Origin of the sequence: Chryseobacterium takakiae (genome assembly GCF_900129385.1) — a bacterium.
GTDB classification, from domain to species: Bacteria; Bacteroidota; Bacteroidia; order Flavobacteriales; family Weeksellaceae; genus Chryseobacterium; species Chryseobacterium takakiae.
Window position 1 is genome coordinate 52,577 of sequence record NZ_FQVO01000014.1, and the last position, 25,003, is coordinate 77,579.

General features: G+C 37.7%; 24 protein-coding genes. 9 read left to right on the top strand and 15 right to left on the bottom strand.

The genetic code is table 11. From position 1 onward, the window contains the following. Positions 1–41 precede the first annotated feature (41 nt). From BUA76_RS15960 to BUA76_RS15990, 7 genes are all read right to left on the bottom strand, one after another. Entirely contained in the window at positions 42–749 is a 708-nt protein-coding gene (locus BUA76_RS15960; RefSeq protein ID WP_072885792.1) for a LytR/AlgR family response regulator transcription factor, read from the bottom strand. Beyond that, positions 727–1,497, bottom strand: a complete 771-nt coding sequence (locus tag BUA76_RS15965) for a histidine kinase (protein ID WP_083573250.1) — start codon at positions 1,495–1,497, stop codon at positions 727–729. The genes BUA76_RS15960 and BUA76_RS15965 overlap by 23 nt, the downstream gene beginning before the upstream one ends. A 6-nt stretch (positions 1,498–1,503) precedes the next feature. Next, positions 1,504–1,998, bottom strand: a complete 495-nt coding sequence (locus BUA76_RS15970) for a hypothetical protein (RefSeq protein WP_072885793.1) — start codon at positions 1,996–1,998, stop codon at positions 1,504–1,506. Positions 1,999–2,020: 22 nt separating this feature from the next. Further along, complete coding sequence (locus tag BUA76_RS15975; RefSeq protein WP_072885794.1) at positions 2,021–2,392, bottom strand: hypothetical protein; 372 nt, start codon at positions 2,390–2,392, stop codon at positions 2,021–2,023. Further along, on the bottom strand, positions 2,392–3,585 hold the full coding sequence (locus BUA76_RS15980; RefSeq protein WP_072885795.1) for an alanine dehydrogenase: 1,194 nt from the start codon (positions 3,583–3,585) through the stop codon (positions 2,392–2,394). Before BUA76_RS15980 ends, BUA76_RS15975 begins: the two co-directional genes overlap by 1 nt. A 69-nt stretch (positions 3,586–3,654) precedes the next feature. Further along, on the bottom strand, positions 3,655–4,062 hold the full coding sequence (gene tsaE / locus BUA76_RS15985; RefSeq protein WP_072885796.1) for a tRNA (adenosine(37)-N6)-threonylcarbamoyltransferase complex ATPase subunit type 1 TsaE: 408 nt from the start codon (positions 4,060–4,062) through the stop codon (positions 3,655–3,657). Positions 4,063–4,168: 106 nt separating this feature from the next. After that, positions 4,169–4,783, bottom strand: a complete 615-nt coding sequence (locus BUA76_RS15990) for a transglycosylase domain-containing protein (protein ID WP_072885797.1) — start codon at positions 4,781–4,783, stop codon at positions 4,169–4,171. Between the two features lie 124 nt (positions 4,784–4,907). On the opposite strand from BUA76_RS15990, the gene dnaG reads away from it, so the two are divergent. The 3 genes from dnaG to BUA76_RS16005 all read left to right on the top strand — a co-directional run bounded on the left by dnaG (position 4,908) and on the right by BUA76_RS16005 (position 8,776). Beyond that, positions 4,908–6,887 (top strand): DNA primase, encoded by a 1,980-nt coding sequence (dnaG, locus tag BUA76_RS15995; RefSeq protein ID WP_072885798.1) that lies wholly within the window; start codon positions 4,908–4,910, stop codon positions 6,885–6,887. A 111-nt stretch (positions 6,888–6,998) separates the two neighbouring features. Then, positions 6,999–7,685 carry an ATP-dependent Clp endopeptidase proteolytic subunit ClpP gene (gene clpP, locus BUA76_RS16000; protein WP_029294345.1) on the top strand — a complete coding sequence of 229 codons (687 nt, stop codon included), beginning with the start codon at positions 6,999–7,001 and terminating at the stop codon, positions 7,683–7,685. Between the two features lie 542 nt (positions 7,686–8,227). Continuing rightward, positions 8,228–8,776, top strand: a complete 549-nt coding sequence (locus tag BUA76_RS16005; RefSeq protein WP_072885799.1) for a type 1 glutamine amidotransferase domain-containing protein — start codon at positions 8,228–8,230, stop codon at positions 8,774–8,776. A gap of 85 nt (positions 8,777–8,861) precedes the next feature. Here the strand turns inward: BUA76_RS16005 and tpiA are convergent, their stop codons facing one another. The 4 genes from tpiA to BUA76_RS16025 all read right to left on the bottom strand — a co-directional run bounded on the left by tpiA (position 8,862) and on the right by BUA76_RS16025 (position 11,765). Further along, a complete protein-coding gene (tpiA, locus tag BUA76_RS16010; protein WP_072885800.1) occupies positions 8,862–9,620 on the bottom strand; it encodes a triose-phosphate isomerase in 759 nt (252 codons plus the stop codon). A 72-nt stretch (positions 9,621–9,692) separates the two neighbouring features. Next, positions 9,693–10,043 (bottom strand): tellurite resistance TerB family protein, encoded by a 351-nt coding sequence (locus BUA76_RS16015; protein ID WP_072885801.1) that lies wholly within the window; start codon positions 10,041–10,043, stop codon positions 9,693–9,695. A gap of 44 nt (positions 10,044–10,087) precedes the next feature. After that, positions 10,088–11,197 (bottom strand): BT_3928 family protein, encoded by a 1,110-nt coding sequence (locus BUA76_RS16020; protein WP_072885802.1) that lies wholly within the window; start codon positions 11,195–11,197, stop codon positions 10,088–10,090. A gap of 4 nt (positions 11,198–11,201) precedes the next feature. After that, complete coding sequence (locus BUA76_RS16025) at positions 11,202–11,765, bottom strand: DUF1599 domain-containing protein (protein ID WP_072885803.1); 564 nt, start codon at positions 11,763–11,765, stop codon at positions 11,202–11,204. Between the two features lie 300 nt (positions 11,766–12,065). Between BUA76_RS16025 and folP the strand changes: the two genes are divergently transcribed. Next, positions 12,066–12,839 (top strand): dihydropteroate synthase, encoded by a 774-nt coding sequence (gene folP / locus BUA76_RS16030; RefSeq protein ID WP_072885804.1) that lies wholly within the window; start codon positions 12,066–12,068, stop codon positions 12,837–12,839. A 165-nt stretch (positions 12,840–13,004) separates the two neighbouring features. Here folP and BUA76_RS16035 read toward each other — a convergent pair whose 3' ends face one another. The 3 genes from BUA76_RS16035 to BUA76_RS16045 form a co-directional block, all read right to left on the bottom strand. Continuing rightward, positions 13,005–13,241 (bottom strand): hypothetical protein, encoded by a 237-nt coding sequence (locus BUA76_RS16035; protein ID WP_072885805.1) that lies wholly within the window; start codon positions 13,239–13,241, stop codon positions 13,005–13,007. Positions 13,242–13,271: 30 nt separating this feature from the next. Further along, a complete protein-coding gene (locus BUA76_RS16040; RefSeq protein WP_072885806.1) occupies positions 13,272–15,479 on the bottom strand; it encodes a DUF5686 family protein in 2,208 nt (735 codons plus the stop codon). Positions 15,480–15,621: 142 nt separating this feature from the next. Continuing rightward, positions 15,622–18,078, bottom strand: coding sequence for a DUF5686 family protein (locus BUA76_RS16045; RefSeq protein WP_072885807.1), 2,457 nt, complete (start codon positions 18,076–18,078; stop codon positions 15,622–15,624). 417 nt (positions 18,079–18,495) lie between these two features. Between BUA76_RS16045 and BUA76_RS16050 the strand changes: the two genes are divergently transcribed. Next, the gene (locus BUA76_RS16050) at positions 18,496–18,792 is read left to right on the top strand and encodes a GIY-YIG nuclease family protein (RefSeq protein WP_072885823.1); all 297 of its coding nucleotides are present in this window, start codon (positions 18,496–18,498) and stop codon (positions 18,790–18,792) included. 628 nt (positions 18,793–19,420) lie between these two features. Here the strand turns inward: BUA76_RS16050 and alaS are convergent. Then, a complete protein-coding gene (alaS, locus tag BUA76_RS16055) occupies positions 19,421–22,024 on the bottom strand; it encodes an alanine--tRNA ligase (RefSeq protein ID WP_072885808.1) in 2,604 nt (867 codons plus the stop codon). Positions 22,025–22,447: 423 nt separating this feature from the next. Between alaS and BUA76_RS16060 the strand changes: the two genes are divergently transcribed. The 4 genes from BUA76_RS16060 (at position 22,448) to msrB (ending at position 24,923) form a co-directional block, all read left to right on the top strand. Continuing rightward, a complete protein-coding gene (locus BUA76_RS16060) occupies positions 22,448–23,005 on the top strand; it encodes an RNA polymerase sigma factor (protein ID WP_072885809.1) in 558 nt (185 codons plus the stop codon). Between the two features lie 6 nt (positions 23,006–23,011). Beyond that, on the top strand, positions 23,012–23,287 hold the full coding sequence (locus BUA76_RS16065) for a hypothetical protein (RefSeq protein WP_072885810.1): 276 nt from the start codon (positions 23,012–23,014) through the stop codon (positions 23,285–23,287). A 77-nt stretch (positions 23,288–23,364) separates the two neighbouring features. Beyond that, positions 23,365–23,814, top strand: a complete 450-nt coding sequence (locus tag BUA76_RS16070) for a DUF417 family protein (protein WP_143149928.1) — start codon at positions 23,365–23,367, stop codon at positions 23,812–23,814. Positions 23,815–23,828: 14 nt separating this feature from the next. After that, complete coding sequence (gene msrB, locus BUA76_RS16075; RefSeq protein ID WP_072885824.1) at positions 23,829–24,923, top strand: peptide-methionine (R)-S-oxide reductase MsrB; 1,095 nt, start codon at positions 23,829–23,831, stop codon at positions 24,921–24,923. The last annotated feature ends 80 nt before the right edge of the window (positions 24,924–25,003 follow it).

Consider the following 25,003-nt stretch of genomic DNA (forward strand, 5'->3'; position numbering starts at 1 on the left):
CTCTTTTAAATGTAATAAAAGCAATAAAAAATGCAGTAAAATTATTTTCCAAATAGGTCGGAAAGCCTCTTTTTATATATTTCTCCAATCTGGAGTTTCAGGAAACCGGTGTCAAGGGCAATAGTAGTGATAATTTCGTTGGTTGAAAAAACTTTTACAGAAGAGAGCGCAATGATTTCTTTTTTATTCACCTGTGCAAAATTTTTTGCAGGAAGCATCTCCAGAAGGTTTTTAAAGTTGAGGTTTTTCAGTAAGATGGTTGTTCCGTCCCTGAGGATGATATCCTTGTCGCGGCTGTCGATTTCCGAAGTTTTGATATAAGCAATCTGTTCTGTAAAGATGACCGTTTTACCGATATTGGTATTCCACTCGATAAAATCTTTTTTTTGTTTTTTGCCAATAAGCTCCGCGGCTTTTTCGAATGCCTGAATGAGCCTTTCTTTTTTGATGGGCTTTCGAACATAATCAACAACATTCAGGTCAAAAGCTTCTGCTGCATATTCTTTGTAAGCTGTGGTAAAAATAATTTTCTTTGAATCAGGAAGTAGTTCTGCAACCTGAAGGCCGTTCATTCCCGGCATTTCAATATCCAGAATGCAGACATTGCAGTCAATGTTTCCGATTTCATTCACAAAAACTTTGGGATCATTGAATGCCTTTACCACTTCTACGTTTTCGATCTGCTCGCAAAGAAGCTTCAAGTAGCTGATGGCTAATAATTCATCATCAAGAATAATGCATTTTATCATAAAATTCTCCTAAGTTGATGGTTAATTCTGCGGTGAAGATCCCGTTTTTTGAATTTTTATGCAGCGTGTAAAAATTATTGTAGATCATTTTCAGACGTTGATCCAGCGACTGGCTTCCGAAGCCGCTCTTTTCTTTTTGCAGGGTGTTTTTCAGCGAAGCTTTATTGCTGACCTTCATGGAAAAAATCCCCTGCTGCAACTCCATCTGAACAGAAATGAATGAATCCTGAGCCAAAAAATCCGTATGCTTGAAAGCATTTTCAATCAAATCAACCGAAATGAGCGGCGCAAAAACCTTTTCTTCAAATATGGCATCTGATTTATCGATTTTAGATTTAATCCGGAAATCAAAAAGCGGATTGATCTTTATTTTATTAATCTCAATTAAGCTTAAAGCAAAATTTAATTCTTCTTTAGGGCTTACAAATTTGCTATTGCTTTCATATAAAATATAATCCAGAACATTCGCCAGCTTATCCAGCGACATATACGTCTGATAGGCATGGGACTGTACGGAATTAAGAATGTTTTTGAATAAATGCGGGTTCAGTTTTGTACCGATGTGTTCCAGCTGCACTTCGTTCAGCCGCTGCTGGATCATTTTATTGGCTTCCGAAAGTTTTGCATTATTAATCTTAAACTTCTGGTTCTGACTGAACAGATAAATACTTACCGTCAAAAAAAAGAAAATAGCAAAAACCCCGATGAATATCAGATAATCATGAATCATGTAGTAATTGCCTTCCATTAAGTTTTATAAAAAAATTAGATATTTTTCCGATATATTTTCTCTGAAGGTGCCACGTTTTATAGAATCATTTTTTACATGAATTTTTTCAAGGGATTCTATTGTAAATTCTTTTGACAGCTTATCTTTTTGCACAAGCATTTTTACTTTAGGACACTTAAAAAGACAGCTTACTAAAAAAGGAGTTGTTGTAAAGTATCCATTTTTATCGGTGTATAATCTTACGGGTTCAGATAGTCCTTTATTAGTATACCTGAAATTATCTTTTACTCCTTTTTTTCGCAATTCTTTTCTTTTTGCAAGCGAAATGGGATCAAATTTATCTCCTGCTTCTGTTATGGTGTCTTTATTGTCGAGAATCAAAGCGATATAAGCATTTTCTATCGGTTCGTGTTTATGATTATAAACATTTCCTTCGTAATGTAATATAGCCTCGCAGGAACTGAGTACCATTGCAGATAAAAAACAAAAAAATGCGGATAATCTGTTTCTTATTTTCATTTTAAATTCATATAAAAATAGTCTACTTCAGCTTCTTCAGAGATGTCATTGTTGCTTTTTCCTCACACTTTTCAAATGTGATTTCGTAAGCAGGATTCTCTTCAGGATATATTAAGAGATAATCAGGACAGGGTTTTTTCTGGGCGTGACTTTTATCAAAATCAATTTTTCCTTTGGTGATGATGCTGTCTTTTAAGAATTTTTCATTGACATTCAATGCAGCCATTTCAGCTTTAAACTGATCGGAATAGGTAAAATCCTTAGACAGTGTTTCTGCAATAACGCGGCTGTTGGGAAGGTACCCGCTGCAGCTTGCGCCTTTTTTGTTTAAGATAAAAAATACGATAATAAGTCCCGGAATAAGACCTATCATATAAAATTTGAGTTTTTTCATTAGAAGATTAAAAGATTGATATCGTGATACGTAAGCCCGAAACGGTCGCAGATGATTTTCTTGGTGTGCCGTCCTTTGTACATGTAAAGGCTTTGCTTCATTTCATTTTTTCTGACCAGCATGTTTTCAAAACCGCCTTCTTCATCATAGTGAAGGATATAGGAGAGGAAGAAATTGGAGATGGCTTTGGTTGTGGTTCTAGGCATTCTTGAAGTAAGATTCGGAAGCCCGCAGTGGATGACGCCGTGTTTGATGATGTATGGATCTTCCATGGTTGTCAGCTCTGATGTTTCGATTACCTTTCCGTTATCAATGGTAATATCAATGATGACACTGCCTTTTTTCATTTTCATGACCATATCTTCGGTCACAATCGGGGTCATATTAAGTCTTGGTAACGCTCCGATTACTACGTCGGCTCTTCGCAGAGCTTTTTTTAATTCTTTAGGATCAATAATAGATGTTGGTACTCTGCTATCTACCAAGGTATGAAGCCTTCTGAGCTTTGAAAGAGAATTATCAAAAACCCTTACACTTGCACCGAGTCCAATGGCTGCTTTAGTGGCAAATTCTCCTACGATTCCTGCACCCAGAATAACGACTTCGGCGGGTCTTACTCCTGTAATTCCTCCCAGCATCAGTCCGTTTGATAAGGCTAATAATTCGGAGGCATACAGAATGGAAACCGTTCCTGCAATTTCGCCCACGAGCCTTACTAAAGCCAGTTGCTTATATTCATCAACGATAAATTCAAAAGCGATGGCATTTACTTTCTTTTCGGCAAGCTTCAGGAAATAATTTTTATCTCTAAGATTGATCTGAAGGGCAGATACGAGGTACGTATTGGGCCGCATGTATTCTATTTCCTCTTCAGTTGGAGGATTAACTTTCAGGATAAGATCCTGCGAAAAGGCTTCTTTGGGATCGTTGGTTATCTTCGCTCCCGATTCGGAATACTGAAGATCTGTAAAAAAAGAACCGAGGCCGGCACCGGATTCTATAATAATTTCATGACCACTTTCTACCAAAACCTGTACAGCATCGGGTGTCATGCAGGTTCTTCTTTCATTCAGGGATGTTTCTTTCGGAATTCCTATGCTGAATTGTTTTCCTTTTTTGATAACCTCCAGCTTTTCTTCTTTCGGCATCAGTTCCTCTTCGGTAAAAGGAGTAAAAATATTTGTAGTACTCATCCTTTAAATAATTAAATTCTTACAGACCGTTATTTTACATTCAATTTCAGAAACAAAGATACATAATATTTACTCGAATGAAATTTCTCTTTGTATACCTGTATTTATGATGCTCATTTCATGGTATTTAAGTCCATAGAGATCATCTTCATACACTTCGGGCCATTCGATAATGCATAAAAAAGCATTGTCAAGGTATTCTTCAATTCCAATGTCATATACTTCATCAATATTTTTTAACCGATAAAGATCAAAATGAAAAACTTTTCCCTGTGGTGTATTGTATTCGTTAACAATAGAATACGTTGGCGAACTTACCTCGTCTTCACTGCCTAATTTGTTAAGTAAAAACTGTGTGAACGTGGTTTTCCCTGCTCCGAGATTGCCTTTTAAGAGGAGGATGTTGTGCTCTAATTCTGAAGCGACTTTTTCTGCAATATGTTGCCAGTCGTCCATATCATGAATCGTGAATTGCATATTTTTAAACAAAGATAATTAATTACAATAAATTATTTATAAACAAAAAATACTGAAGAAATTCTCGTTTTATTGATGGTTTTTAATTACGATCCGAATATAAAAACTATTTGTTATTTTTTAGATTATTATTGTAAACCTGATTTAAAAATTTTGCCCGTGTTTTTGCTCTTTCAGGGTTTCTGAAGCGGTTATTTTTTACGGGGTTTTCATAAAGCGACACAATTTCTGCCATTTCAATAGACTGTAAATCTTTAATATCTTTTTTAAATAACGATTGCGAAAGGTTGGAAATACCTTTTCTGTTTTCCAGAAAATCAAAGTGGCTAAAATTAAATGAAAGACATTCTTCCTGACGGTAGTGATGCTCAAGATATCTTGCAACAACAAATTGATCAATACTTTTTTTGCCCTTAATAGCTAAAATGGGTGTCAGTTGAAAAGCAGTAATATTGCAAGGGCATTCCTTTCTTTGATTATTTTTATTTATTACTGATTGCAATAACAAATGCCACGAATTTTCATGCAGCGCATTCGGGTAAAGGGTATTGTAAAAATTGGTGAAATTTTCCGGCAGCTTTTCTCTGCTTCTTATTTCGTGATGAATCATTCGTTTATCAGAATTACCAATGATAAATTTTCCGCCAAACTCAACATATAAAAACAGTAAAACAAGTGCTGCAAAAGCTAAAGCTATCGAGATTTTTAAATATTTGATCATATAAAAATGGAGCTATTTTATTCAAAAATAATTAAAATAAAACTCTAAAATCACTTTAAGCAGGAATTAATCTTGTTACTTTGCTGTATTATATTAAGAACATTTTTTTGTATATTTTTGCATCATGATTTCCAAACAGACCATCGATAAAATATTCTCAACGATCCGTGTAGAAGAGATTGTGGGAGAGTATGTGCAGCTGAAGAGGGCAGGGTCTAATTACAAAGGACTCAGTCCGTTTCATGACGAAAAAACGCCGAGTTTTGTGGTTTCTGCCAGCAAGCAGATCTGGAAAGATTTTTCTACGGGAAAAGGAGGAACGGCAATTTCCTTTTTGATGGAAATTGAAAACTTTACCTATCCTGAAGCGCTTCGCCATGCTGCTAAGAAATACGGGATCGAAATTGAAGAAGACCAGCGGGAATATTCCGAAGAAGCCAAACAGGCACACACGGAAAGGGATATGCTCTATAAGATCCATGAAGTGGCTAATAATTATTTCCAGGAAATACTCTGGGATTCGGAGGAAGGCAAATCGATCGGACTTTCTTATTTCAAAGAGCGTGAGCTGAAAGATGACATCATTAAAAAATTCCAACTCGGGTATTCTCCCGAGCAGAAAAATGCTTTTACGGCTTATGCGCTGGAAAAGGGATACACAAAAGAAATACTGGAGAAATCCGGACTTTCTATTTTTCCTGAAAATACGCCTTCCGGGGTGGACCGGTTTCGTGAAAGGGTGATTTTCCCGATCCACAGTTTTTCGGGAAGGGTTTTGGGTTTTGGTGCCCGAATTCTGAAGAATAATATAAAAACCGCAAAATACCTCAATTCTCCGGAAACCGAAATTTACCATAAATCCAATGTTCTTTATGGTTTAAACCAGAGCAAGCAGGCTATTTCGAGAAAAAATGTCTGCCTTTTGGTGGAAGGATATATGGACGTGATCTCACTCCATATGTCCGGGATAGAGAATGTGGTGGCAAGTTCGGGAACATCGCTTACTACGGAACAGATCAAACTTATCAAAAGGCTAACCGAAAATGTTACCATTCTTTTTGACGGGGATAATGCCGGAATAAAAGCGAGTTTCAGGAGTATTGACATGCTTTTGACGGAAGGCATGAACATCCGTGTTCTTCTTTTTCCTGATGGCGATGATCCTGATTCATTTGCCAGAAAACATCCGCAGGAATACGTCGAAAAGTTTATTGAAAACCAGGCTCTGGATTTTATCGATTTTAAAGCGGAAATCCTTCTGAAAGAAGTCGGAAACGATCCAATTAAAAAAGCGGAAGCCATTCGCGATATCGTGAAATCGGTGTCGTTTGTTCAGAATGCTTTAAAAAGAGAAGTCTACCTTAAAGAAGTTTCCAATAAATTCGGACTGTCTGAGCAGAGTCTTTTTAATGAGCTGGATGTTCAGAAGCAGATTACGCAGAACCAGACCCAAAAAGCCCAGATTAAAGCTGAAGCGCAGCAGCCTGCGAAACTGCAGATTGTGGATGAGCCTAGAGATCAGGTGGACCCGATTGTTTTTAATGTTACCAAACTGGAAAACGATCTCATCAACCACATGCTGAACTACGGAGATGTAGTACTGCAGCGAACCACACCTGATGAACAGAAATATGAAATTACGGTCATCGAGGAGATTCTTCATCATTTCGAGGAAGATGACTATGAATTCCAGGTGGAACTTAACAAAAGAATTGTAGATTATATCAAAGAAGGAATTGAAAAGGAAGAGCTGAGAAAAGGAAATTTCTTTTTCGGGCTCATGGATGAAGAGCTTAGTAAAGCGGCCGTTAATTCCATGAATATCTACAGCGAACTGAATGACTGGTCGACCCGGAATATTTTTTCGCCCAATTACGGTGACAAAATTCCCGAGCAGGTTGCGGGTGACATCCTGATCCATAAATTCCGTTATGTTAATTTCCTGATTTTAAAGACTAAAAAGGAGCTGGCAGACTATGCGGATTCGGATGAAAGTAAATATTTTGAGCTGATCAAAAAGATACAGATGCTCACTCTCGTGTCAGTAGAATTATCAAAAGTGCTGAATTACTCTGCAATTACCGGAATTTATTCTGACAGATAACCTTTAATTTTTTTTTCCTCATAAAAAGTCTGTGACAAAAAGTCCTATAATATTTTAGGAATAAAAGTTGTAATTTAAACTTCGTAAAATTTAATAATACATTACAGAAATATGGACATTAAAAAAGAATTCAGAGATTTCTCTGTAAAGCATTTAGGAAACAGCGGTCTGGCTACCGATCAGTATATGGGAATGTATGGTCCTACCAATCTTACGCCATACATCATGGAAGAAAGAAGATTGAACGTTGCACAGATGGACGTATTCTCCCGTCTGATGATGGACAGAATCATTTTCTTGGGAACAGGGATCGATGATCAGGTTGCCAATATCGTTACGGCTCAGCTTCTTTTCTTAGAGAGCGCAGATCCTTCTAAAGATATTCAGATTTATATCAACTCGCCGGGCGGTAGTGTGTATGCCGGATTGGGTATTTATGATACCATGCAGATCATTAAGCCTGATGTAGCTACGATTTGTACGGGGATTGCCGCTTCAATGGGAGCCGTATTACTGGTTGCCGGAGAAAAAGGAAAACGTTCTGCGTTGAAGCACTCAAGAGTAATGATTCACCAGCCTTCAGGAGGTGCACAAGGGGTGGCTTCTGATATGGAAATCAACTTAAGAGAGATGTTAAAGCTGAAAAAAGAGTTATACGAAATCATCTCTGAACATTCAGGACAAACATACGATTGGGTGGAAAAAGCATCAGACCGTGACTACTGGATGACTTCCGAAGAAGCAAAAGGTTTCGGAATGGTAGATGAAGTATTACAGAGATCTAAAGACAAAAAATAATTTTTGTAAAAAATAGAACAGGCGCATCAATTTGTTTTGATGCGTTTTTTGTTTTTAGGAGCTGCTGATTATATCGAAAAGCAGCATTTGTTTTTATTTGAAGCTTTTGACTCTGTCGAATTGTATTTTTTATTTCTTTTTAAGGAGTAATTTGATTACATCGAAAAGAGGTATTTATTTTTTTATTGAAGCTTTTTGACTACGTCGAATTGTATTTTATTTTTTTTAAGGAGCAATTTGATTACATCGAAAAGCGGTATTTATTTTTTTTATTTGAAGCTTTTTCCGGCTTTCCGCACTCGCTATTTTGTTTGTTTCGGCGCGGCAGCGAAGCTGCCGCGCCGAAATAAACAAAATGAGCTCAAACAATAGCTTCAATCCGGGCTAAAAACGTAAGTCACCCCTTTAAATTTTGTCATTATTATTTATACACCTATATTTTAGATCAGAAATAAAGACTTTAACAAACTTTATAAAATTCAGAGGTAAGAACGGCATCATTTTTCCAATTAAAATGACATAACACTTAAATCATAAAAATTATGTCAAAGAAAATTGCCATTTTAGCAACACACGGTTTTGAAGAAAGCGAATTGAAATCTCCAAAAGAACATTTGGAACAACAGGGCTGGACTGCTCATATCATCAGTCCGGAATCCGGATCCATCAAAGCGTGGGCAGAAAAAGACTGGGGACAGGAATATCCTGTAGATAAAACTTTAGACGAAGCAAACGCTTCAGATTACGATGCTTTGGTATTACCGGGCGGAGTTATTAATCCGGACCAACTGAGAACCAATGAAACCGCACTATCTTTTGTGAAAGATTTTTTCCAACAACATAAACCGGTGGCAGCTATCTGTCATGGACCACAGATTTTAATCAATGCTGAGGTAGTAGATGGTAGAAATATGACTTCGGTGAATTCTATCAGTCAGGATCTTAAAAATGCGGGAGCACAATGGGAAGACAGTGAAGTGGTAGTCGATAACGGATTGGTTACCAGCCGTACACCAAAAGATCTTCCGGCATTCAACACGAAAATGGTGGAAGAGATCAAGGAAGGAAAACATGAAGAGCAGACTTTGTAAGCTCAAATGAGTAAGCATATTTACTATAAAAATTTCGGCGGCATCGAAGATGCCGCCGAAATTTTTTATTACTAATGAGATTGTTTTAGTTAAAAGCTTCAATAATTTTTGAAAAATCTTCCAGCTTCAAAGCTGCCCCGCCAATCAGTCCGCCATCGATATCAGGCTGGGAGAAGATTTCCTTTGCATTGTCAGGCTTTACAGAACCTCCGTACAAAATAGAAACCTCATCAGCAACTTCCTGTCCGTATTTCGCAGCAATAATGCTTCTGATGTGGGCATGGATTTCCTGTGCCTGTTCGGGAGTTGCCGTTTCTCCGGTTCCAATGGCCCAAACCGGTTCGTAAGCGATAACCACTTTTTTAATTTCTTCCGCAGAAAGCGTAAAAAGAGCAACCTCGGTCTGGTTTTTTACCACTTCAAAATGTTGTCCGGCTTTTCTCTGTTCCAATGTTTCTCCGTTGCAATACACCGGAATCAACCCTTTATCTAAAGCAAGCTTTACTTTTTTGTTACAGTGAGAATCGGTTTCACCGTGATACTGTCTTCTTTCAGAATGGCCGATTAAAGAACCTGCTGCATCAATCGATTCCAGCATGTCTGCAGAAATTTCCCCGGTGTACGCACCGCTTTCATGCTCGCTCATATCCTGCGCAAAAACTCCGATTTCATCTTTCTCGAAAATATCTTTTGCCATCATTAAATATAAAGCTGGAGGCGCAATCCATACCTCGCAGTTGGTTGCGTTGTTGTTTTTATAGCTTAGTAACTGAACCATCAATTGTTGTGCATCAATTACATTTTTATTCATTTTCCAGTTTCCTGCAACTATTTTTCTTCTCATAGTTTCTTTTTATTTTTTTAAGTTATGCTTAGAAGTCAAATGCTAAAAAAATTTACTTCTAATCCTGTTTCATTAATCAATATTCCAGATTTTTTTCAAAAGCGTATAGTAAGAATGTTCTTCATCTGTTACCTTATTATCAGCTTTAATCAGCGTTTTGGCAAACTGAATGAAATTTGCTCTTTCCTCTTCCGTAGAATCATCATAGAAACAATTGGCATGGAATGTAAAATGACCTTTCCATTCTTCAGGCTTAAGAAGAGCAATCGTTTCAAGTTCGTTATCAAGATCCATTTTAAATGGAAATTCATCTGCCAGATATTGCTGCACCAGCATTCCCTCTTCCGGAGCAAATTCTCCGTCTACCGAAGATAAGATCATCAATAAATGGTATCCTGCAATCGGTTTATTTGATTTCTGCATTATTTAAATATAATTAGTTTAGTGTTTAAAATGTAAGTACGGCGTTATTTTATATATTCTTTTGCCGGCTGTTTGTCGATGATTTTTCCGTTCTCTAAAACAAGCACGAAAGGATTGCTTCTTGCAATGGTTTTAATGGCAGTGCCGTCCATCATCATATTTTTAATGGTTTTAAATGTATTTGGTTCGGTTGATACACCATACACAACATTCGCTTTTTGTGCTTTCACTTTGGATTCCACCTGCTTCAGCAATTCCGGTGAAACTTCTTTCGGATGATAAGAAAACACAAGGATGGCTTTTGGTGCGTTGATGATTTCTTGCGTAACCTCCATTCCGGAAGGATCTTCAATCTTGAATTTTACAATTTCAGATTTATAGCCTTCTTTGATCAGAACAGATTCATTTTTCCCTTCTTCTATTTTCCACGGCGATCCTTCTGCCCAATATTTTGTTTCTTTAATATAATCGTCCTGGTTTACTTTCAATACTTCTCCGGTCTTCTCATTTTTAAGCGAATAAAATGTTTTGTATTCCGAAGGATTTTTATTGATTTTTTCTTTTTCCGCCTTCAGGTCGGTACCAATTTTATAATCACGGAAATCAATCACCGGTTCATATAAAATTCCATAGGCTCCGATTCCGATCATAACGAGAGAAAATACCACCAACAGGATGTACCTGGTTTTATTGGATTCTTTCTTCGCGCCGTAGCTGTAAGTATCTTTTTTCCTGAACTCTTTTCTGTATAGTACAAATAAAATTAGTAAAGCCAATAAAAGCACAATATCTTTGATAAAGCTTTGCCATGGGGTAAATTTAATGGCATCTCCGAAGCATCCGCAATCCGTTACTACATTGAAATAGGCTGAATAAAAGGTTAGAAAACCAAAGAAAATACAAAGGGCGATCAGTGCAGAAAGGGTAAATTTAAGCTTCAGTTTAAGAAGCAGCATAAATCCTAACAGAAGCTCAAGGATCACCACAATTACCGAAAACAGCAGGGCAAATTTTTCAAAAAACGGCATATTGAAAACGGCAGGGGAGAAGTACTCTTCCATTTTAAAGGAAAAACCAACCAGGTCTACCGCTTTTACAAACCCTGAAAGAATGAAAATAACGGCAACAACGAAACGTAATAAACCTTTAATCATATAATTAATTTTGAGATTCTATACTGTTTTTCTTTTCAGAAAATTTAATAAGACAGAAAACGGAATAATTCAGCATGTCAAAATAATTGGCATCCAGACCTTCGGAAACAACGGTAACGCCTTCATTATCTTCAATTTGTTTGGTTCTTAAAACTTTCTGGTAAATCAGGTCCGTGATGGATGAAATGCGCATGTCTCTCCATGCTTCGCCGTAATCATGATTTTTTCGTTCCATCAGTTGTCTGGCTTCATTAGCATAGTGATCATACAGATTCAGAATTTCCTCTTTATTTTCATTAAAATCATTGGAAAAACCTTTTTCAAGCTGAATCAGTGCAATAATCGAATAATTGATAATCGCAACAAATTCGTCCTCTTCACTTTCATCCACCATCTTTTTTCCGGTCATCTGCAATGTGCGGATTCTGTTGACTTTAATATAAATCTGGTCGGTAATAGAGCTTGGTCTTAAAACCCTCCACGCCGGTCCGTAATCCTGTAATTTCTTGCTGAAAAGCTCACGGCACTGACTGATAATTTTCTCAAACTGTACTGATGTTTCTGACATAAATTTTCTTAATCTCCCAAATATACGAAATTTTGTGTGTTGCACTGTTTTGGTAGAGCGTTTAGCGTGTAGCGTTTTCGGGTAGGAGCGTATAAGCGTTTGAGTTTTTGAGTTTGAGTTTTTTGAGTGATAAAGGTTTTATTTTTATTTTTGTAAGATAATTTTCAGTTTAAATTGTTTTAAGTCTAATCATAATTATAAGCTTTGCAAGTACCCTCACTCTCTGACTCTTCAACGCTCCAACGCTCCAACTCAATCAACTGCAACGGAAGACTGGTAGACCTATCGGTTCCAAAAATTATGGGAATCTTAAACCTCACGCCCGATTCGTTTTCCGATGGCGGAAAATTCAATACGGAAAAAGGGGCGCTGGAACAAACTCACAAGATGCTTAAAGAAGGTGCGGAAATCATTGATATCGGTCCGCAATCCACAAGACCCAATGCTGAATTCTTAACAGCAGAAGAGGAAATCAGAAGATTGGGAAATATGATTGCATTCATCAAAAAGGAGTTTCCGGAAACATTGATCTCTCTGGATACTTTTTATGCGGAAACGGTAAAGTTTGGATATAATGAAGGAATCGATATCATTAACGATATTTCCGGAGGTCAATATGATGAAAAGATGTTTGATGCCGCAGCAGAAACAAAGCTTCCGTATATTTTAATGCATGTAAATCCTTCTTATGAAACCATGCATGATAAAATTGACTTTGCCGATATTACACTCTCTGTGAACCGCTATTTTTCTGAAAAAACGGCAGAATTATTAAATAAAGGCGTTAAAGATATTATTCTGGATCCGGGTTTTGGGTTCGGAAAAACAGTAGAAGATCAGATGAAAATGATGGATGAGGTAAAATATTTAGGCTTTGGAAAATTTCCTTTGCTGATTGGTATTTCAAGAAAATCTTTTATCTACAAGCCTTTGGGAAAATCACCGCTGGATATCAACGAAGAAACACAAAAACTTCACTTAAAAGTATTACAGCAAGGCGCAAAAATCCTCAGGGTTCATGACGTTGCCGAAGCCAAAAAGACGGTTGACTTGTTTAAGAGTGGGAGCGTATGAGAGTTTTAGAATTTTAGGGTTAGAGCGTATGAGAGAATTATAGATCGTTTATGGTGAATTTTATTAAAATTAATACGGAATTAACTTTCCTTAGAAAATCACCCCATAACTTTCAACTCTAAAACTCTAAAACTCTAAAACTCTAAAACTCTAAAACTCTAAAACTCAATTAAGATTCGCCAGCTTATCCGCAAACTGCTTGGAAAACTCCTTTCGGTCTTCCTCCAGCTTTTCCTGATTGGAAGGCAGAATATAGTTGAACAATATTTTGTTTTCCCCATCTGTAAAAACAATTTCCTTCTCATTTCCGTCAATCATCTGGGCAAAAATTTCCCACATGGAAGTATCTTTTAATTTTAACAATTCAAAAAATTGTTCTGCCTGTATTTGGATGGTCTGCATTTGTTTTAATTTCTATTTTTAATTATTATTTTAAAATTCCAGAAGCTTCAGTTTAAACTGAACGGCAAAGTTTTGCTTAAAATTCGGAGTGGTGTAGTAACCGACTCTGTAAAATAAGCCCAGATTAAAGTAGGTAGAAAGGAAATTGTTCCATTCCAGGCCGACTTCCTGGTAAAGATGATCGAGGGGCTTAAATTTAAACTGATGGTATTCGGGATGTTTCATATTTCCTATGGTTCCTCTCAGTACAAAATCAAAACTTGAAATATTCTGGCCGAAACTTTTAAAATACCAGGGAAGTTTATGTGTAAAGTAATACGCCACAAAACGGTCGTTGTAATATTTTCCTCCTTCCAGTGTCGCAAATCCGAGAAATGAGGTTAAGTTAAAATTAAAATCCCTTCTCGGCGAAGCCAGTCCGTTCATCGTAAAATTTTTCCATATTGGTGCATCTCCGATGACCATTCCGCCATAGAGCCGAAATCCTGTCGTTCCCAGCATAGTCTTGAAATTGTGAACAAAAAGCGCATCAAAGCGGGTGTAATTAAAATCGCCGCTCAGCGCCTTGTAGCTTTGTTCATAATTGAAATACAGCTCCGGATATTTCTGATCGATGAGGGATTTCCCCTGAGGCGTCATAATATTGGTAGAGTTCGGGGAATATTTTAAAGTCAGTAACGTATTAAAATTATTAAAAGATGAGCCTCTGTTACGGAAGGAATAATCAAACATGGCTTCTTCCAGGTTGGTGCGGGCTGCAAAAACTAATGTCAACCCGTTGGTAACATCATTAAGATAAGAAACCGAACCCCCTCTGTAATGATAATACCGGTCATTATTAAGGTTATTTCCATAGTTGGCAGTTCTCATTTTGAAATTCCAGAGTCTTCGGTAAAACTCTCCTGAAGCGGTTACGTCATCATAATAATCAATTCTGAAGTAGGAATCTTTTTCCAGCGTGGTTTTAATATCAAGTCCGATTCTGTATTTCCATTTGTCATCCTTAAATCCATAAGCAAAAGTATAATCCGGAGAAAAGTACGGATTGAAATTTTCATTAAGCTTCGCTTTCAAACCGACTCTGAAACCTTCATATAAATTATAATTCACGATCTCATCAACCGCAAAATCCACAATTCCTGCTTTTATCTGGCCGTTTAAAAGCAGGCCGCTTACAACCCTTGCTTTCCGGTCAATATTGTATATTTTTCCAAGGCTGTCGATGGTTTTGTAGGTATTTCGTTCCCGTTCTGTCAGCGGATCTGTCCTGAACTGGTCAAGGGTTTTCCCGTCAATATTTTTTACGGAAAAGGTGTAGCCTTTAAAGTCTTTTTTATCGTTTTCGGCAGGTGACCGGTAATCAAAATACCGGGAAGTGAGGAAAGCATAGGTCCCGAAACTCTGTTTTTTATTCTTCTCATGCTTATGTACGGGATCATCTTGATTCTCCTCCTGCATGACCATATTGCTCATTTTCAGCTTTACGGTTTCATGGGAAAGGAACCATTTGTTGTTGAAGAACACCCAGGTGCTTGTAATGATGCCGTCGTTTTTATTTTTGCTGAAATTTTCGATTTTTTTAATACCATAAGTATTGGTGTCAATATAAATGGCACCATTATATTTCCTTTTTTTGTCGGGATTTTTATAATTGACTTCCCTGAAACGGATCACAAAATTCTTTCTTCCTTCTATTTCAATAGTGTCGGTTAAAAAGAACCGGTACAAGCCCCTGTTTTCCTGCTTCAGCTGGGTAGGGATCTGGTCTCTGTTGCTTTGCTGTAAGGCAATCATTTCATAGATCGGCTGCTTCAGACCGGAAATCCTGTTGTCAAGGATATTGATTTTTTCGCCGTATTTTTTTGAATATAAAAATTCCTGAGCTCTTTCCCAAAGGAACAATTTACTTTTGGAAAATATTTTTCTGGCAGTTACATTGTTCAGGGAATCTTTTTCTCTTTTTTTTCTGAATAACTCAGCATTTTCAAAAAACTGTCTGTATTGAGTAATGCTGTCTTCATCAATATCCAGAGAGATCTTTTCGTAGGATTTGTAGGAGTAAGAATCAAGCGTCTTGGGAGAGTTATCACTAAACTGCTGATTGACTTTTTTCAGAATTTCAAGGGCCCGCGGATCACTTTGATCTTTAATGACAACAGCTTCAATAGAAGTAACTTTTGATTGTGAAAAACCAAAAATGCATATACAGAAACATAAAATTACTAAAATCCTTTTCATAAAGACAGGGCAAAATTAGTAATATTTATAATGCTGCAAAAACTTTGTTAATTGATATTAACAGCCGTTTCCATTGATCCGGTAGTTAAACAACATAATCCCGGAAATTCCGGGATTACCTGATATCTGAGCTGATTTCGAATTATCTTAAAAGATTGAATTTTATTTTAATTCCGATATTGTCTTTAAATTCCGAAGTCTGGTAGTATCCCAATCTGTAGGAAAATCCTACGCCAAAACCGGTTCCCAGGAACTGGTTCCAGATCAGTCCCGCTTCCTGGTAATAGTGGTCTAAAGCGATGAATTCAAACTGGTGGTCCTGCCTGTTTTTAAAACCGCCGATCGCCGACTGGTATTCCAGTTCGATATCTGAATATCTTTTTCCCAACGTTTTAAATTTAAAAGGCAGGTATTGTGAAATTTTAAATGCTGCAAATTTGTCGGCGAAAAATGTTCCCGAAGGCATCGTTGCAAATCCCAGGTTTGAAGGGGTACTGATATTGGAATACCATTGATCAATATTGGCATCATTCTGACCGGCTATTTCAAAATTTTTCCAGATTGGTGCACTTCCGGATGAGATTCCTCCGAATAGTTTAATGTTGGTAGATCCTAGTTTTGTTCTGAACTGATGAATAAATAAGGCATCCAGACGATTATAATCGAGATCACCTCCTAATGCATCAAATCCTTTTTCATAATTAACGAATACCTGCGGATATCCTTTTTCGTAAGTGTATTTTCCGGCAGGCGTCATGATATTTTTGTCATTCGGAGAAAATTTTAATGAAAGAACCGCGCTGGTATTATCGAAGTTATTGCCCAGGTTTTTATACTGATAATCAAAAAGAGCCTCCTGTTTTTCCTTGTTCACGGCGAGTTTCATACTTAATGAATTGGAAATATCATAAAGGTAGGAAGCGCTCCATTTCTGGTTTTTGTAGAAAACAGCATTGTGAAGATCAAGATTAATATCAGATAGCTTCATCATTTTATCCCACATGTAATTGCTGAATCTCCCTGCCGCAAAAACATCATCAAGATATTCAACCCGGAAAACGGATGTTCTTTTGGCGGACAGCTTTATATCCATCCCCAATCCGTATTTCCAACGGTGATCTTTAAAACCGTAACCGAAGTATCCGTCCGGTGAAAAAGTGTTGCTGAATTTTTCATTCAGTTTCAATCCTGCGCCAAGACGGATTCCCTGATATTTATCGTAGCTGATGAATTTGGTAAGGTCAAAATCAATCATTTTATAGCGAAGGTTTCCTCTTAAAAGCTGGGTTAACGTATTGAGTTTCTTTTCAAAATCATGCTTCTGTACAAAGCTGTCGATTTTTGTGTATGTATTACTTTCCCTTGTGGTAAGGCTGTCGGTTCTGTACTGTTGCAAAAGGCTGCCGTCTGAATTTTTCACTTCAAGCGAATAGCCTTTAAAATCAGACGCTTTTTGGGGTTCGTTAATATCAAAATCAAAAAACCTGTTTTTTACATACAGGTAATTCCCGAATTTTTTCTGATTGTATTTCTTGGTATCACCGGCTTTCACGCTGTCTTTCTTGGAAACATCGAAGCTGGCATTTCCCATTTTAAGCCTGATATCTTCATAATCCAGGAACCATTTATTATTGATGGGTTTCCATACGGAGACAATATTTCCTTCGTTTATTTTTTTGCTGATGCTTTCAAATTTTTTCAGGGCAAAACTTTCGGTGTCAACATATATTTTCCCGTTGAATTTTCTTGGGTTCTGCTTCTTTTTATCGGTAATTTCTTTAAATTTAATGACATAAGTCTGCCTTCCGTCCAGCTGTATGGTATCTGAAAGATAATAATGAAATAAATCCCTGTTCTCAGGTCTCAGCTGTCTGGGTAATTTTTCAAGATTGGAAATATTCAGGGCCATCGCTTCATAAATCGGGTTTTTAAAACCGGACATTCTGTTGTCGATAATATTTGTTTTTTCACCAAACTTTTTCGAGTATTTATATTCCGCAGCTTTTTCCCAGAGGAACATCTGGCCTTCCGCCGAGGCATCAATAAATTCTTCAGCGATAAGGGAATCTTTTTTCTCCTTTTCTTTCTGCTTAAAACCATTTTGATCAACCTTCGAAATGGAGTCTTTCCTGACTGCTAAAAAATTCTTGTAAATATCAATGGAATCTTTATCCAGATCCAGAGAAAATTTGGTGTACGACTTAAAATTGTAAGAATCCAATGACTTCGGTGAGTTCTCTTTAGCCCTTTTATTAAGTTCATCAAGAATCTTCAGCGCGCGCGGATCACTTTTATCATTAATAATGACACGGTCAATATTCCCTCTCTTTTCCGCCAGCGGCTGCATCGAAACTTCCATGGTATTTCTTACCTCTGCAAGAACATCTTCAAAATTGCTGGCCAGAATTTCAACTTTCTTGCATTTTGTTTTAAAGGATAAAGTTCCGTTCAGATCGGTTTTCCCGAGAAGCTCATCATCGCAGTACACCGCTGCACTGTAGATAGGTTGCTTGGTTGTCTTACTGAAAACCTTCAGCTGAGTCTGTCCGAAAACCAATACTGCAAAAAATAAAAACAGCGGGGATAAAAGTCTTGTCATTAGTCTTTTTTTTATAGTTAGACAAAACTATTGATAAGAAAGTTACAATACCACAGAAGAAAATATAATGTTTTGTTAAAAATAATCTGACTGTTTTAAATCCTAATCCTATTGATTCAAAATATTTATATTTGTCGAAAACAGCAAATGATTACAAAGCGGAATGCGATTCTTGCAATAATTCAATAACCCATCACATTTAAAGATAACTTCTCGATACGCTTTTTCAAAGCTACTCGAAGTGACGTTGAGCACTATTCAGTGAGAATGAAAGCTCGTCAGTTCGAGTGTTTTTCGAAGTGAAGCGCAGAAAAATGTATCGAGAACCGTTGAATGAAGGGGCTATGGAGTAATTTCTCGATACGATTTTTAAAGCTTCACGAAGTGACGAATCATCAATTTCAATTTATTATAAACATGCAAACATCTTTTGTCTATATTCTGCATTGTTCGGACAATAACTATTACACCGGAGTTACTGAAAATGTTTATAAGCGTTTTGACGAGCATCAGGATGGTAAGTATTTCGGTTCTTATACGTACTCAAGACGTCCGCTTCAATTGGTTTATTTTAATCAGTTTACTGATGTTGAACAAGCTATTGCTTTTGAGAAAAGGATAAAAAAATGGTCACAGGCTAAGAAACTGGCTCTGATTGAAGGAAGATACGAAGACTTGCCTAATCTGGCAAAAAAGAAGTTTACTAAGAAATAATGATTCCTACGTCAGTTCGAGTGTTTTTCGCAGCAGAGCGGAGAAAAATGTATCGAGAACCGTCGAATGAAAAGGGCTATGGAGTAACTTCTCGATACGCTTTTTCAAAGCTACTCGAAGTGACGTTGAGCACTATTCAGTGAGAATGAAAGCTAGTCAGTCCGAGTGTTTTTCGCAGCAGAGCGCAGAAAAATGTATTGAGAACCGTTGAATGAAAAGGGCTATGGAGTAACTTCTCGATACGCTTTTTCAAAACTACTCGAAGTGACGTTGAGCACTATTCAGTGAGAATGAAAGCTCGTCAGTTCGAGTGTTTTTCGAAGTGAAGCGCAGAAAAATGTATCGAGAACCGTTGAATGAAAAGGGCTATGGAGTAACTTCTCGATACGCTTTTTCAAAATCTACTCGAAGTGACGTTGAGCACTATTCAGTGAGAATGAAAGCTCGTCAGTTCGAGTGTTTTTCGAAGTGAAGCGCAGAAAAATGTATCGAGAACCGTTGAATGAAGGGGCTGTGGAGTAACTTCTCGATACGCTTTTTTCAAAGCTACTCGAAGTTACGTATAACAACAATCATCCCTTTCAAAACTGAAAGGGATGATTGTTTTAAATAAATTTAAAATATTTTCTTATAGATTCAGCGCTTTCTGATATGCATTTTCCAGACCGTCAAGATTTTTTCCTCCGGCTGTGGCAAAGCCGGGGTTTCCACCGCCGCCGCCCTGGATTTCTTTTGCCAAATCTTTAATCAATGCTCCCGCCTGATAAATTCCTGCTAAATCATCAGAAACGCCAACGGTAATCATGGGTTTTCCGTCGGCATCGGACAGAATAACCGTAATGGAGGTGGGGATTTCTTTCTTTAACTGGAAGACGATATCTTTTACCGAACCGGCATCTAAAGAAGTTCTTTTTACCAGAAGTAATTTATCGCCTTTTTGCTCGTAAGCTCCTTTCCATTCGCTGATTTCTCCTTTGGCTTTTTCTTTCTTCAATGCATCTACTTCAGACTTCAATGCGGTATTTTCCTCAATTAATTTTTCAATAGAACGTACAATATCTTTTGATTTCAGCAATTGTGAAAGCTCGGAAATCTGCTTTTCTAGGTTTTTGAAATATTCTTCCGCTTTATCTCCGGAAATCGCTTCAATTCTTCTGATTCCTGCTGCGGCAGAGCTTTCGGAAATGATTTTGAAATGTCCGATTTCGCTGGTGCTTTTCACGTGAGTACCCCCGCAAAGTTCCATTGAAGTTCCGAACTGGATCATTCTTACACTGTCACCATACTTTTCCCCGAACAAAGCCATCGCTCCTCTTTCAAGCGCTTCCTGGATCGGGATATTTCTGAATTCCTGTAAGGCAATATTTTGCTTGATCTTGGCATTAACCTTTTCCTCTACCAAGGTTAGTTCTTCATCCGTCATTTTATTGAAATGGGAGAAATCGAAACGCAGGTAATCCGGACCAACGAATGAACCTTTCTGCTCTACGTGAGTTCCCAAAACTTCCCTTAATGCTTCATGCAATAAGTGCGTTACCGAGTGGTTGGCCTGAGAATTTTTTCTTTCCGAAACATTCACTTTAGCATAGAAAACGGCTCCGGCATCTTTTGGAAGACCGTTGATTAAAGAAATGATCAGTCCGTTTTCCTTTTTGGTTTCCAGTACTTCAAAACTTTCCGTTGCATTTTCAAGAACGCCTTTGTCACCTACCTGGCCTCCGCCTTCAGGATAGAAAGGAGATTCGCTTAAAACCACTTGGTAAAATTCTCCGTCCTTATTTTCTACTTTTCGGTATCTTGTAATGTAGGTTTCAGATTCAAATTGATCATAGCCTACAAAATTTTCAGGTTTTTCTTCCAGCGTTACCCAGTCGTACACTTTTTGGGCAGAATCAGCCTTTGAACGCTGTTTTTGTTCATTTAACGCCTGCTTAAAACCTTTTTCGTCAATGGTTAATCCCTTTTCTTCCGCAATAATTCTCGTAAGGTCATCCGGGAAACCATAGGTATCGTATAATTCAAAAACTTCTTGCGTTGGCAAAACCTTCTGATCGTCGGCAATCGTCTGCTGAATTAATTTTTCAACCCTGATCAATCCGTTTTCTATGGTTCTTAAGAAAGATTCCTCCTCACTTTTGATCACTTCAGAAACTAGTTTTCCTTGTTTTTCAAGCTCAGGGAAGAATGCACCCATCTGCTCCTGTAAAACAGCAACCAATTGATAAAGGAACGGTTCTTTCATTCCCAGGAAACGGTACGAATAAGAAATCCCTCTTCTTAAAATCCTTCTGATCACATAGCCTGCTCCTCCGTTGGAAGGCAGCTGCCCGTCTGCAATGGCAAACGAAACTGCCCTGATGTGGTCTACCACAACACGGATTGCAATATCTTTTTCGTCTTCTAAAATCCCGGTGTATTTTTTTCCTGAAAGCTCTTCAACTTTAGCAATTAAAGGAGTGAAAACATCCGTATCGTAATTGGAAGATTTTCCTTGGAGCGCCATGCAAAGGCGTTCAAAGCCCATTCCCGTGTCCACATGCTGTGCAGGAAGCTTTTCAAGGGTTTTATCCGCTTTTCTGTTGAATTCCATGAAAACCAGGTTCCATACTTCCACCACTTGAGGATGGTCGTTGTTCACCAGTTCAAGTCCGGAAACTTTCGCTTTTTCCTCCGGAGTTCTCAAATCCACATGGATTTCCGAGCACGGTCCGCACGGTCCGCTTTCCCCCATTTCCCAGAAATTATCTTTTTTATTCCCGTTGATAATTCTGTCTTCGGAAATGTGAGACTTCCAGAAATCATAAGCATCCTGGTCTCTCTCAAGGTTTTCGGAAGCGTCTCCTTCAAAAATGGTTACATAAAGGTTTTCTTTAGGAATTCCGTAGACTCCCGTCAGCAATTCCCAGGCAAAAGCAATAGCATCTTTTTTAAAATAATCCCCGAAAGACCAGTTTCCCAGCATTTCAAACATGGTGTGGTGATAGGTATCGCGGCCCACATCGTCCAGGTCATTATGCTTTCCGGATACTCTCAGACACTTTTGGGTATCTGCAATTCTGGGTGCAGTAGGCGTTTTATAACCTAAGAAAAAATCCTTGAACTGCGTCATCCCCGAATTGGAAAACATAAGGGTAGGGTCGTCTTTCAGAACGATCGGTGCTGAAGGCACAATAAGGTGTCCTTTGCTTTTAAAATAATCTAAAAATTTTTGACGAATCTCTTGTGATGTCATAATTTATATGGCTTTGCTTTTTACAGTTTTTTGATAAGATGCAAATTTAAGGTTTTTGGGGGATTTCGTTTGAAATATTTGATACTTTACGAAGATTTGTTTCAATAAATGAAAACATTTTCAGGAGCTGTTTCCCGCTTTCCGTTACAATTCCTCATTGCGCGGCTCCGCCTTGGCCTGTCCTGAGCCCTGCGAAGGCTTCACCGCTCCATTGCGGGATTTTCTCTGCAATCGGGGCTAGGCTGCGGACAAATTATCAATTGAGGAGTTTAATTCAATGGATATTATGTTATACATTTTAGATAACATACAGGATAATAAATCCATTCACAAAACTTTTGCAAAGTATGGTACTAACTTTCTATCTTCGTTTACGATTAAATGAACTTCAGGGATTTAATTTTCGAATCAAGACTATTCAATATGACCAAAAACGAAACATTCAAAAACTGGATAGAGCAGTGTTCAGCACCATTACTGAGAAGGGCGGTGTATCTGTTGTCTGATAAAGCCGAGGCAGAAGATATTGTTCAGGAGGTTTTTATTTCCGCTTTTTCATCCTATGAATCTTTTGAGGGAAAAAGCCAGCCGCTCACCTGGCTGATGACCATCCTAAACAGAAAGGTTGCTGATTTTTACCGCAAAAAATATAAATCTGAACCCAACATTAAACTGGATCACTTTTTTGATGATGACGGTGCATGGAAAAACAATGATATTTTGAATGACTGGAATGCAGGAAATGAAGACACCGAACTTTTAGACAATAAAGATTTCAATAAAACCCTGGAAGACTGCCTGGAAGATCTTCCTTCCCGATGGAAGATTCCCATGAAATTATATTACCTTGAAGAAAAAAAAGCACCGGAAGTGAGTCAGGTACTTGATATTTCCACGACTAATCTATGGAAGATCCTGCAAAGAGGCAGAATGCAATTGAGGGAATGCCTGGAAATGAACTGGTTTGCCAATCAAAACTGATTTAAAATGCTTAAAAAATTGATTCATATTATCTTTTTACCGTGCAGCGAAGCGACAATGCTCATGGAAAAACGGAATGCGGAAAATATTTCCCCAAAAGAAAACCGTAAACTTTCTCTGCACCTTGCGATTTGTAAATGGTGCAGAGCCTACAAAGAAAAGCTGGAAATGCTGGATAGAATGTTGGAAAGAAAGCTTTCCAATGAAAATCAGGTTGAAATTAATGAATCTGATATTCAGTATGTTAAAGAGAAAGTGTTGAAAAATTTAGATATTTCATAAAATATTTGTCAGGATTTTGAAATGGTTCCGACTATACTTTTGAAAATAATAAAGTATTCAATCAAAATCATTAAAAAATGGACGGAACTGTACTAAAAATTGATCATGAAAACCGTATCGGAAAAGCAGGATATTATCTTTCTCTTTTCGGAGCTGCCACTATTCTGCTGTGGATCGGGATTTTCAAATTCACCCCTACGGAAGCAAACGCCATAAAACCTTTGGTGGAAAACCATTTCCTGACTTTTTTCGTATATGATATCGTAAGCATTCAGGCAGTGTCTAATACTATCGGAGTCATAGAAATTATCATTGCGGTATTATTGCTGTTTAGTGTGAAATTTGCATCACTGAGAAAGTATGCCGCAGCCGGAATGATTATCACTTTCCTGATGACGCTGAGCTATCTGTTTACAACTCCGGGAATCTGGAAGACCGTAGACGGAATTCCTGTCACAGATTTCTTTATCGTAAAAGATGTGATGTTTTTAGGATTTGGGTTAATGATTTTAAATCTGAAAAAATGAAAAAAAATATAAAAATGAAGAACATATTGATTTTACTCGGCGTCGTGCTGGGAATAGCAGTATTTGCAACAAGCTGCGGGGATGCCAAAACAAAATCTACCGCTACAAAAAAAGAAAATGAGACCATTATGGACAATAGAAATGTAAAAGAAGTGTATTTTGCGGGAGGATGCTTTTGGGGAACAGAACATTTTTTTCAACAGATACGCGGTGTCGTAGGAACCGAAGTGGGATATGCGAACGGAAATAAAGAAAATCCTACTTATGAAGAAGTGGTAAGCCACACTACAGGCTTTGCTGAGACAGTAAAGGTAAAATACGATCCTGAAGAGGTTGATCTTACGCTTTTAATAGATCTTTATTTTAAAACCATCGATCCAACCAGTTTAAACAAACAGGGAAATGACAGGGGAGATCAGTACAGAACAGGAATTTATTCCACAGATAAAGAAACGGAAGCCATCGTAAAAGCGGAAGTCGCAAAACTGGCTAAAAATTACAGCAAGCCTGTATTGGTGGAAACCATTCCGCTAAAGAATTTTTACAGAGCAGAAGATTACCACCAGGATTATCTGGATAAAAACCCGGGAGGATACTGCCATATAGAACCGGGATTATTTGAAATGGCAAGAAATGCAAACCCTCCGAAGAAAAAAGAAACCCAATATCAAAAGCAGGATAAAAAAGTTTTAAAAGAAAAGCTGACTGCCGAACAGTACAATGTGACCCAGGAAAACGGAACGGAAAGACCTTTCCAGAATGAATACTGGGACGAAACTCGTGAAGGAATTTATGTGGATATCACTACGGGAGAGCCTTTGTTTATCTCTACCGATAAATTTGAATCTGGTTGCGGATGGCCAAGTTTCTCAAAACCGATTACCAAAAAATTAGTTGAAGAAAAGCTGGACCGTTCCCACGGAATGACCAGGGTAGAAGTGAGAAGTAAAACGGGAGATGCACATTTGGGGCACGTTTTCAATGATGGTCCTGAAGATAAAGGCGGACTGCGTTACTGTATCAACAGTGCTTCTTTGAAATTTATCCCGAAAGCGGAAATGAAAGAAAAAGGATATGGCGAATATATCGCGCTCCTTGACAAAAAATAACTAGTGTTTTAAGTGAAGTGATTGAGGGGGCTGCCGAAAGGCAGTCCTTTCTTTTTTATTTTATTTCTGAAAAATGTCAT

Excerpts from the sequence above, each read along its gene's own strand:
- BUA76_RS15960 (WP_072885792.1), bottom strand. The coding sequence starts at position 749 with ATGATAAAATGCATTATTCTTGATGATGAATTATTAGCCATCAGCTAC.
- BUA76_RS15965 (WP_083573250.1), bottom strand. The coding sequence starts at position 1,497 with ATGGAAGGCAATTACTACATGATTCATGATTATCTGATATTCATCGGG.
- BUA76_RS15970 (WP_072885793.1), bottom strand. The coding sequence starts at position 1,998 with ATGAAAATAAGAAACAGATTATCCGCATTTTTTTGTTTTTTATCTGCA.
- BUA76_RS15975 (WP_072885794.1), bottom strand. The coding sequence starts at position 2,392 with ATGAAAAAACTCAAATTTTATATGATAGGTCTTATTCCGGGACTTATT.
- BUA76_RS15980 (WP_072885795.1), bottom strand. The coding sequence starts at position 3,585 with ATGAGTACTACAAATATTTTTACTCCTTTTACCGAAGAGGAACTGATG.
- tsaE (WP_072885796.1), bottom strand. The coding sequence starts at position 4,062 with ATGCAATTCACGATTCATGATATGGACGACTGGCAACATATTGCAGAA.
- BUA76_RS15990 (WP_072885797.1), bottom strand. The coding sequence starts at position 4,783 with ATGATCAAATATTTAAAAATCTCGATAGCTTTAGCTTTTGCAGCACTT.
- dnaG (WP_072885798.1), top strand. The coding sequence starts at position 4,908 with ATGATTTCCAAACAGACCATCGATAAAATATTCTCAACGATCCGTGTA.
- clpP (WP_029294345.1), top strand. The coding sequence starts at position 6,999 with ATGGACATTAAAAAAGAATTCAGAGATTTCTCTGTAAAGCATTTAGGA.
- BUA76_RS16005 (WP_072885799.1), top strand. The coding sequence starts at position 8,228 with ATGTCAAAGAAAATTGCCATTTTAGCAACACACGGTTTTGAAGAAAGC.
- tpiA (WP_072885800.1), bottom strand. The coding sequence starts at position 9,620 with ATGAGAAGAAAAATAGTTGCAGGAAACTGGAAAATGAATAAAAATGTA.
- BUA76_RS16015 (WP_072885801.1), bottom strand. The coding sequence starts at position 10,043 with ATGCAGAAATCAAATAAACCGATTGCAGGATACCATTTATTGATGATC.
- BUA76_RS16020 (WP_072885802.1), bottom strand. The coding sequence starts at position 11,197 with ATGATTAAAGGTTTATTACGTTTCGTTGTTGCCGTTATTTTCATTCTT.
- BUA76_RS16025 (WP_072885803.1), bottom strand. The coding sequence starts at position 11,765 with ATGTCAGAAACATCAGTACAGTTTGAGAAAATTATCAGTCAGTGCCGT.
- folP (WP_072885804.1), top strand. The coding sequence starts at position 12,066 with ATGGGAATCTTAAACCTCACGCCCGATTCGTTTTCCGATGGCGGAAAA.
- BUA76_RS16035 (WP_072885805.1), bottom strand. The coding sequence starts at position 13,241 with ATGCAGACCATCCAAATACAGGCAGAACAATTTTTTGAATTGTTAAAA.
- BUA76_RS16040 (WP_072885806.1), bottom strand. The coding sequence starts at position 15,479 with ATGAAAAGGATTTTAGTAATTTTATGTTTCTGTATATGCATTTTTGGT.
- BUA76_RS16045 (WP_072885807.1), bottom strand. The coding sequence starts at position 18,078 with ATGACAAGACTTTTATCCCCGCTGTTTTTATTTTTTGCAGTATTGGTT.
- BUA76_RS16050 (WP_072885823.1), top strand. The coding sequence starts at position 18,496 with ATGCAAACATCTTTTGTCTATATTCTGCATTGTTCGGACAATAACTAT.
- alaS (WP_072885808.1), bottom strand. The coding sequence starts at position 22,024 with ATGACATCACAAGAGATTCGTCAAAAATTTTTAGATTATTTTAAAAGC.
- BUA76_RS16060 (WP_072885809.1), top strand. The coding sequence starts at position 22,448 with ATGACCAAAAACGAAACATTCAAAAACTGGATAGAGCAGTGTTCAGCA.
- BUA76_RS16065 (WP_072885810.1), top strand. The coding sequence starts at position 23,012 with ATGCTTAAAAAATTGATTCATATTATCTTTTTACCGTGCAGCGAAGCG.
- BUA76_RS16070 (WP_143149928.1), top strand. The coding sequence starts at position 23,365 with ATGGACGGAACTGTACTAAAAATTGATCATGAAAACCGTATCGGAAAA.
- msrB (WP_072885824.1), top strand. The coding sequence starts at position 23,829 with ATGAAGAACATATTGATTTTACTCGGCGTCGTGCTGGGAATAGCAGTA.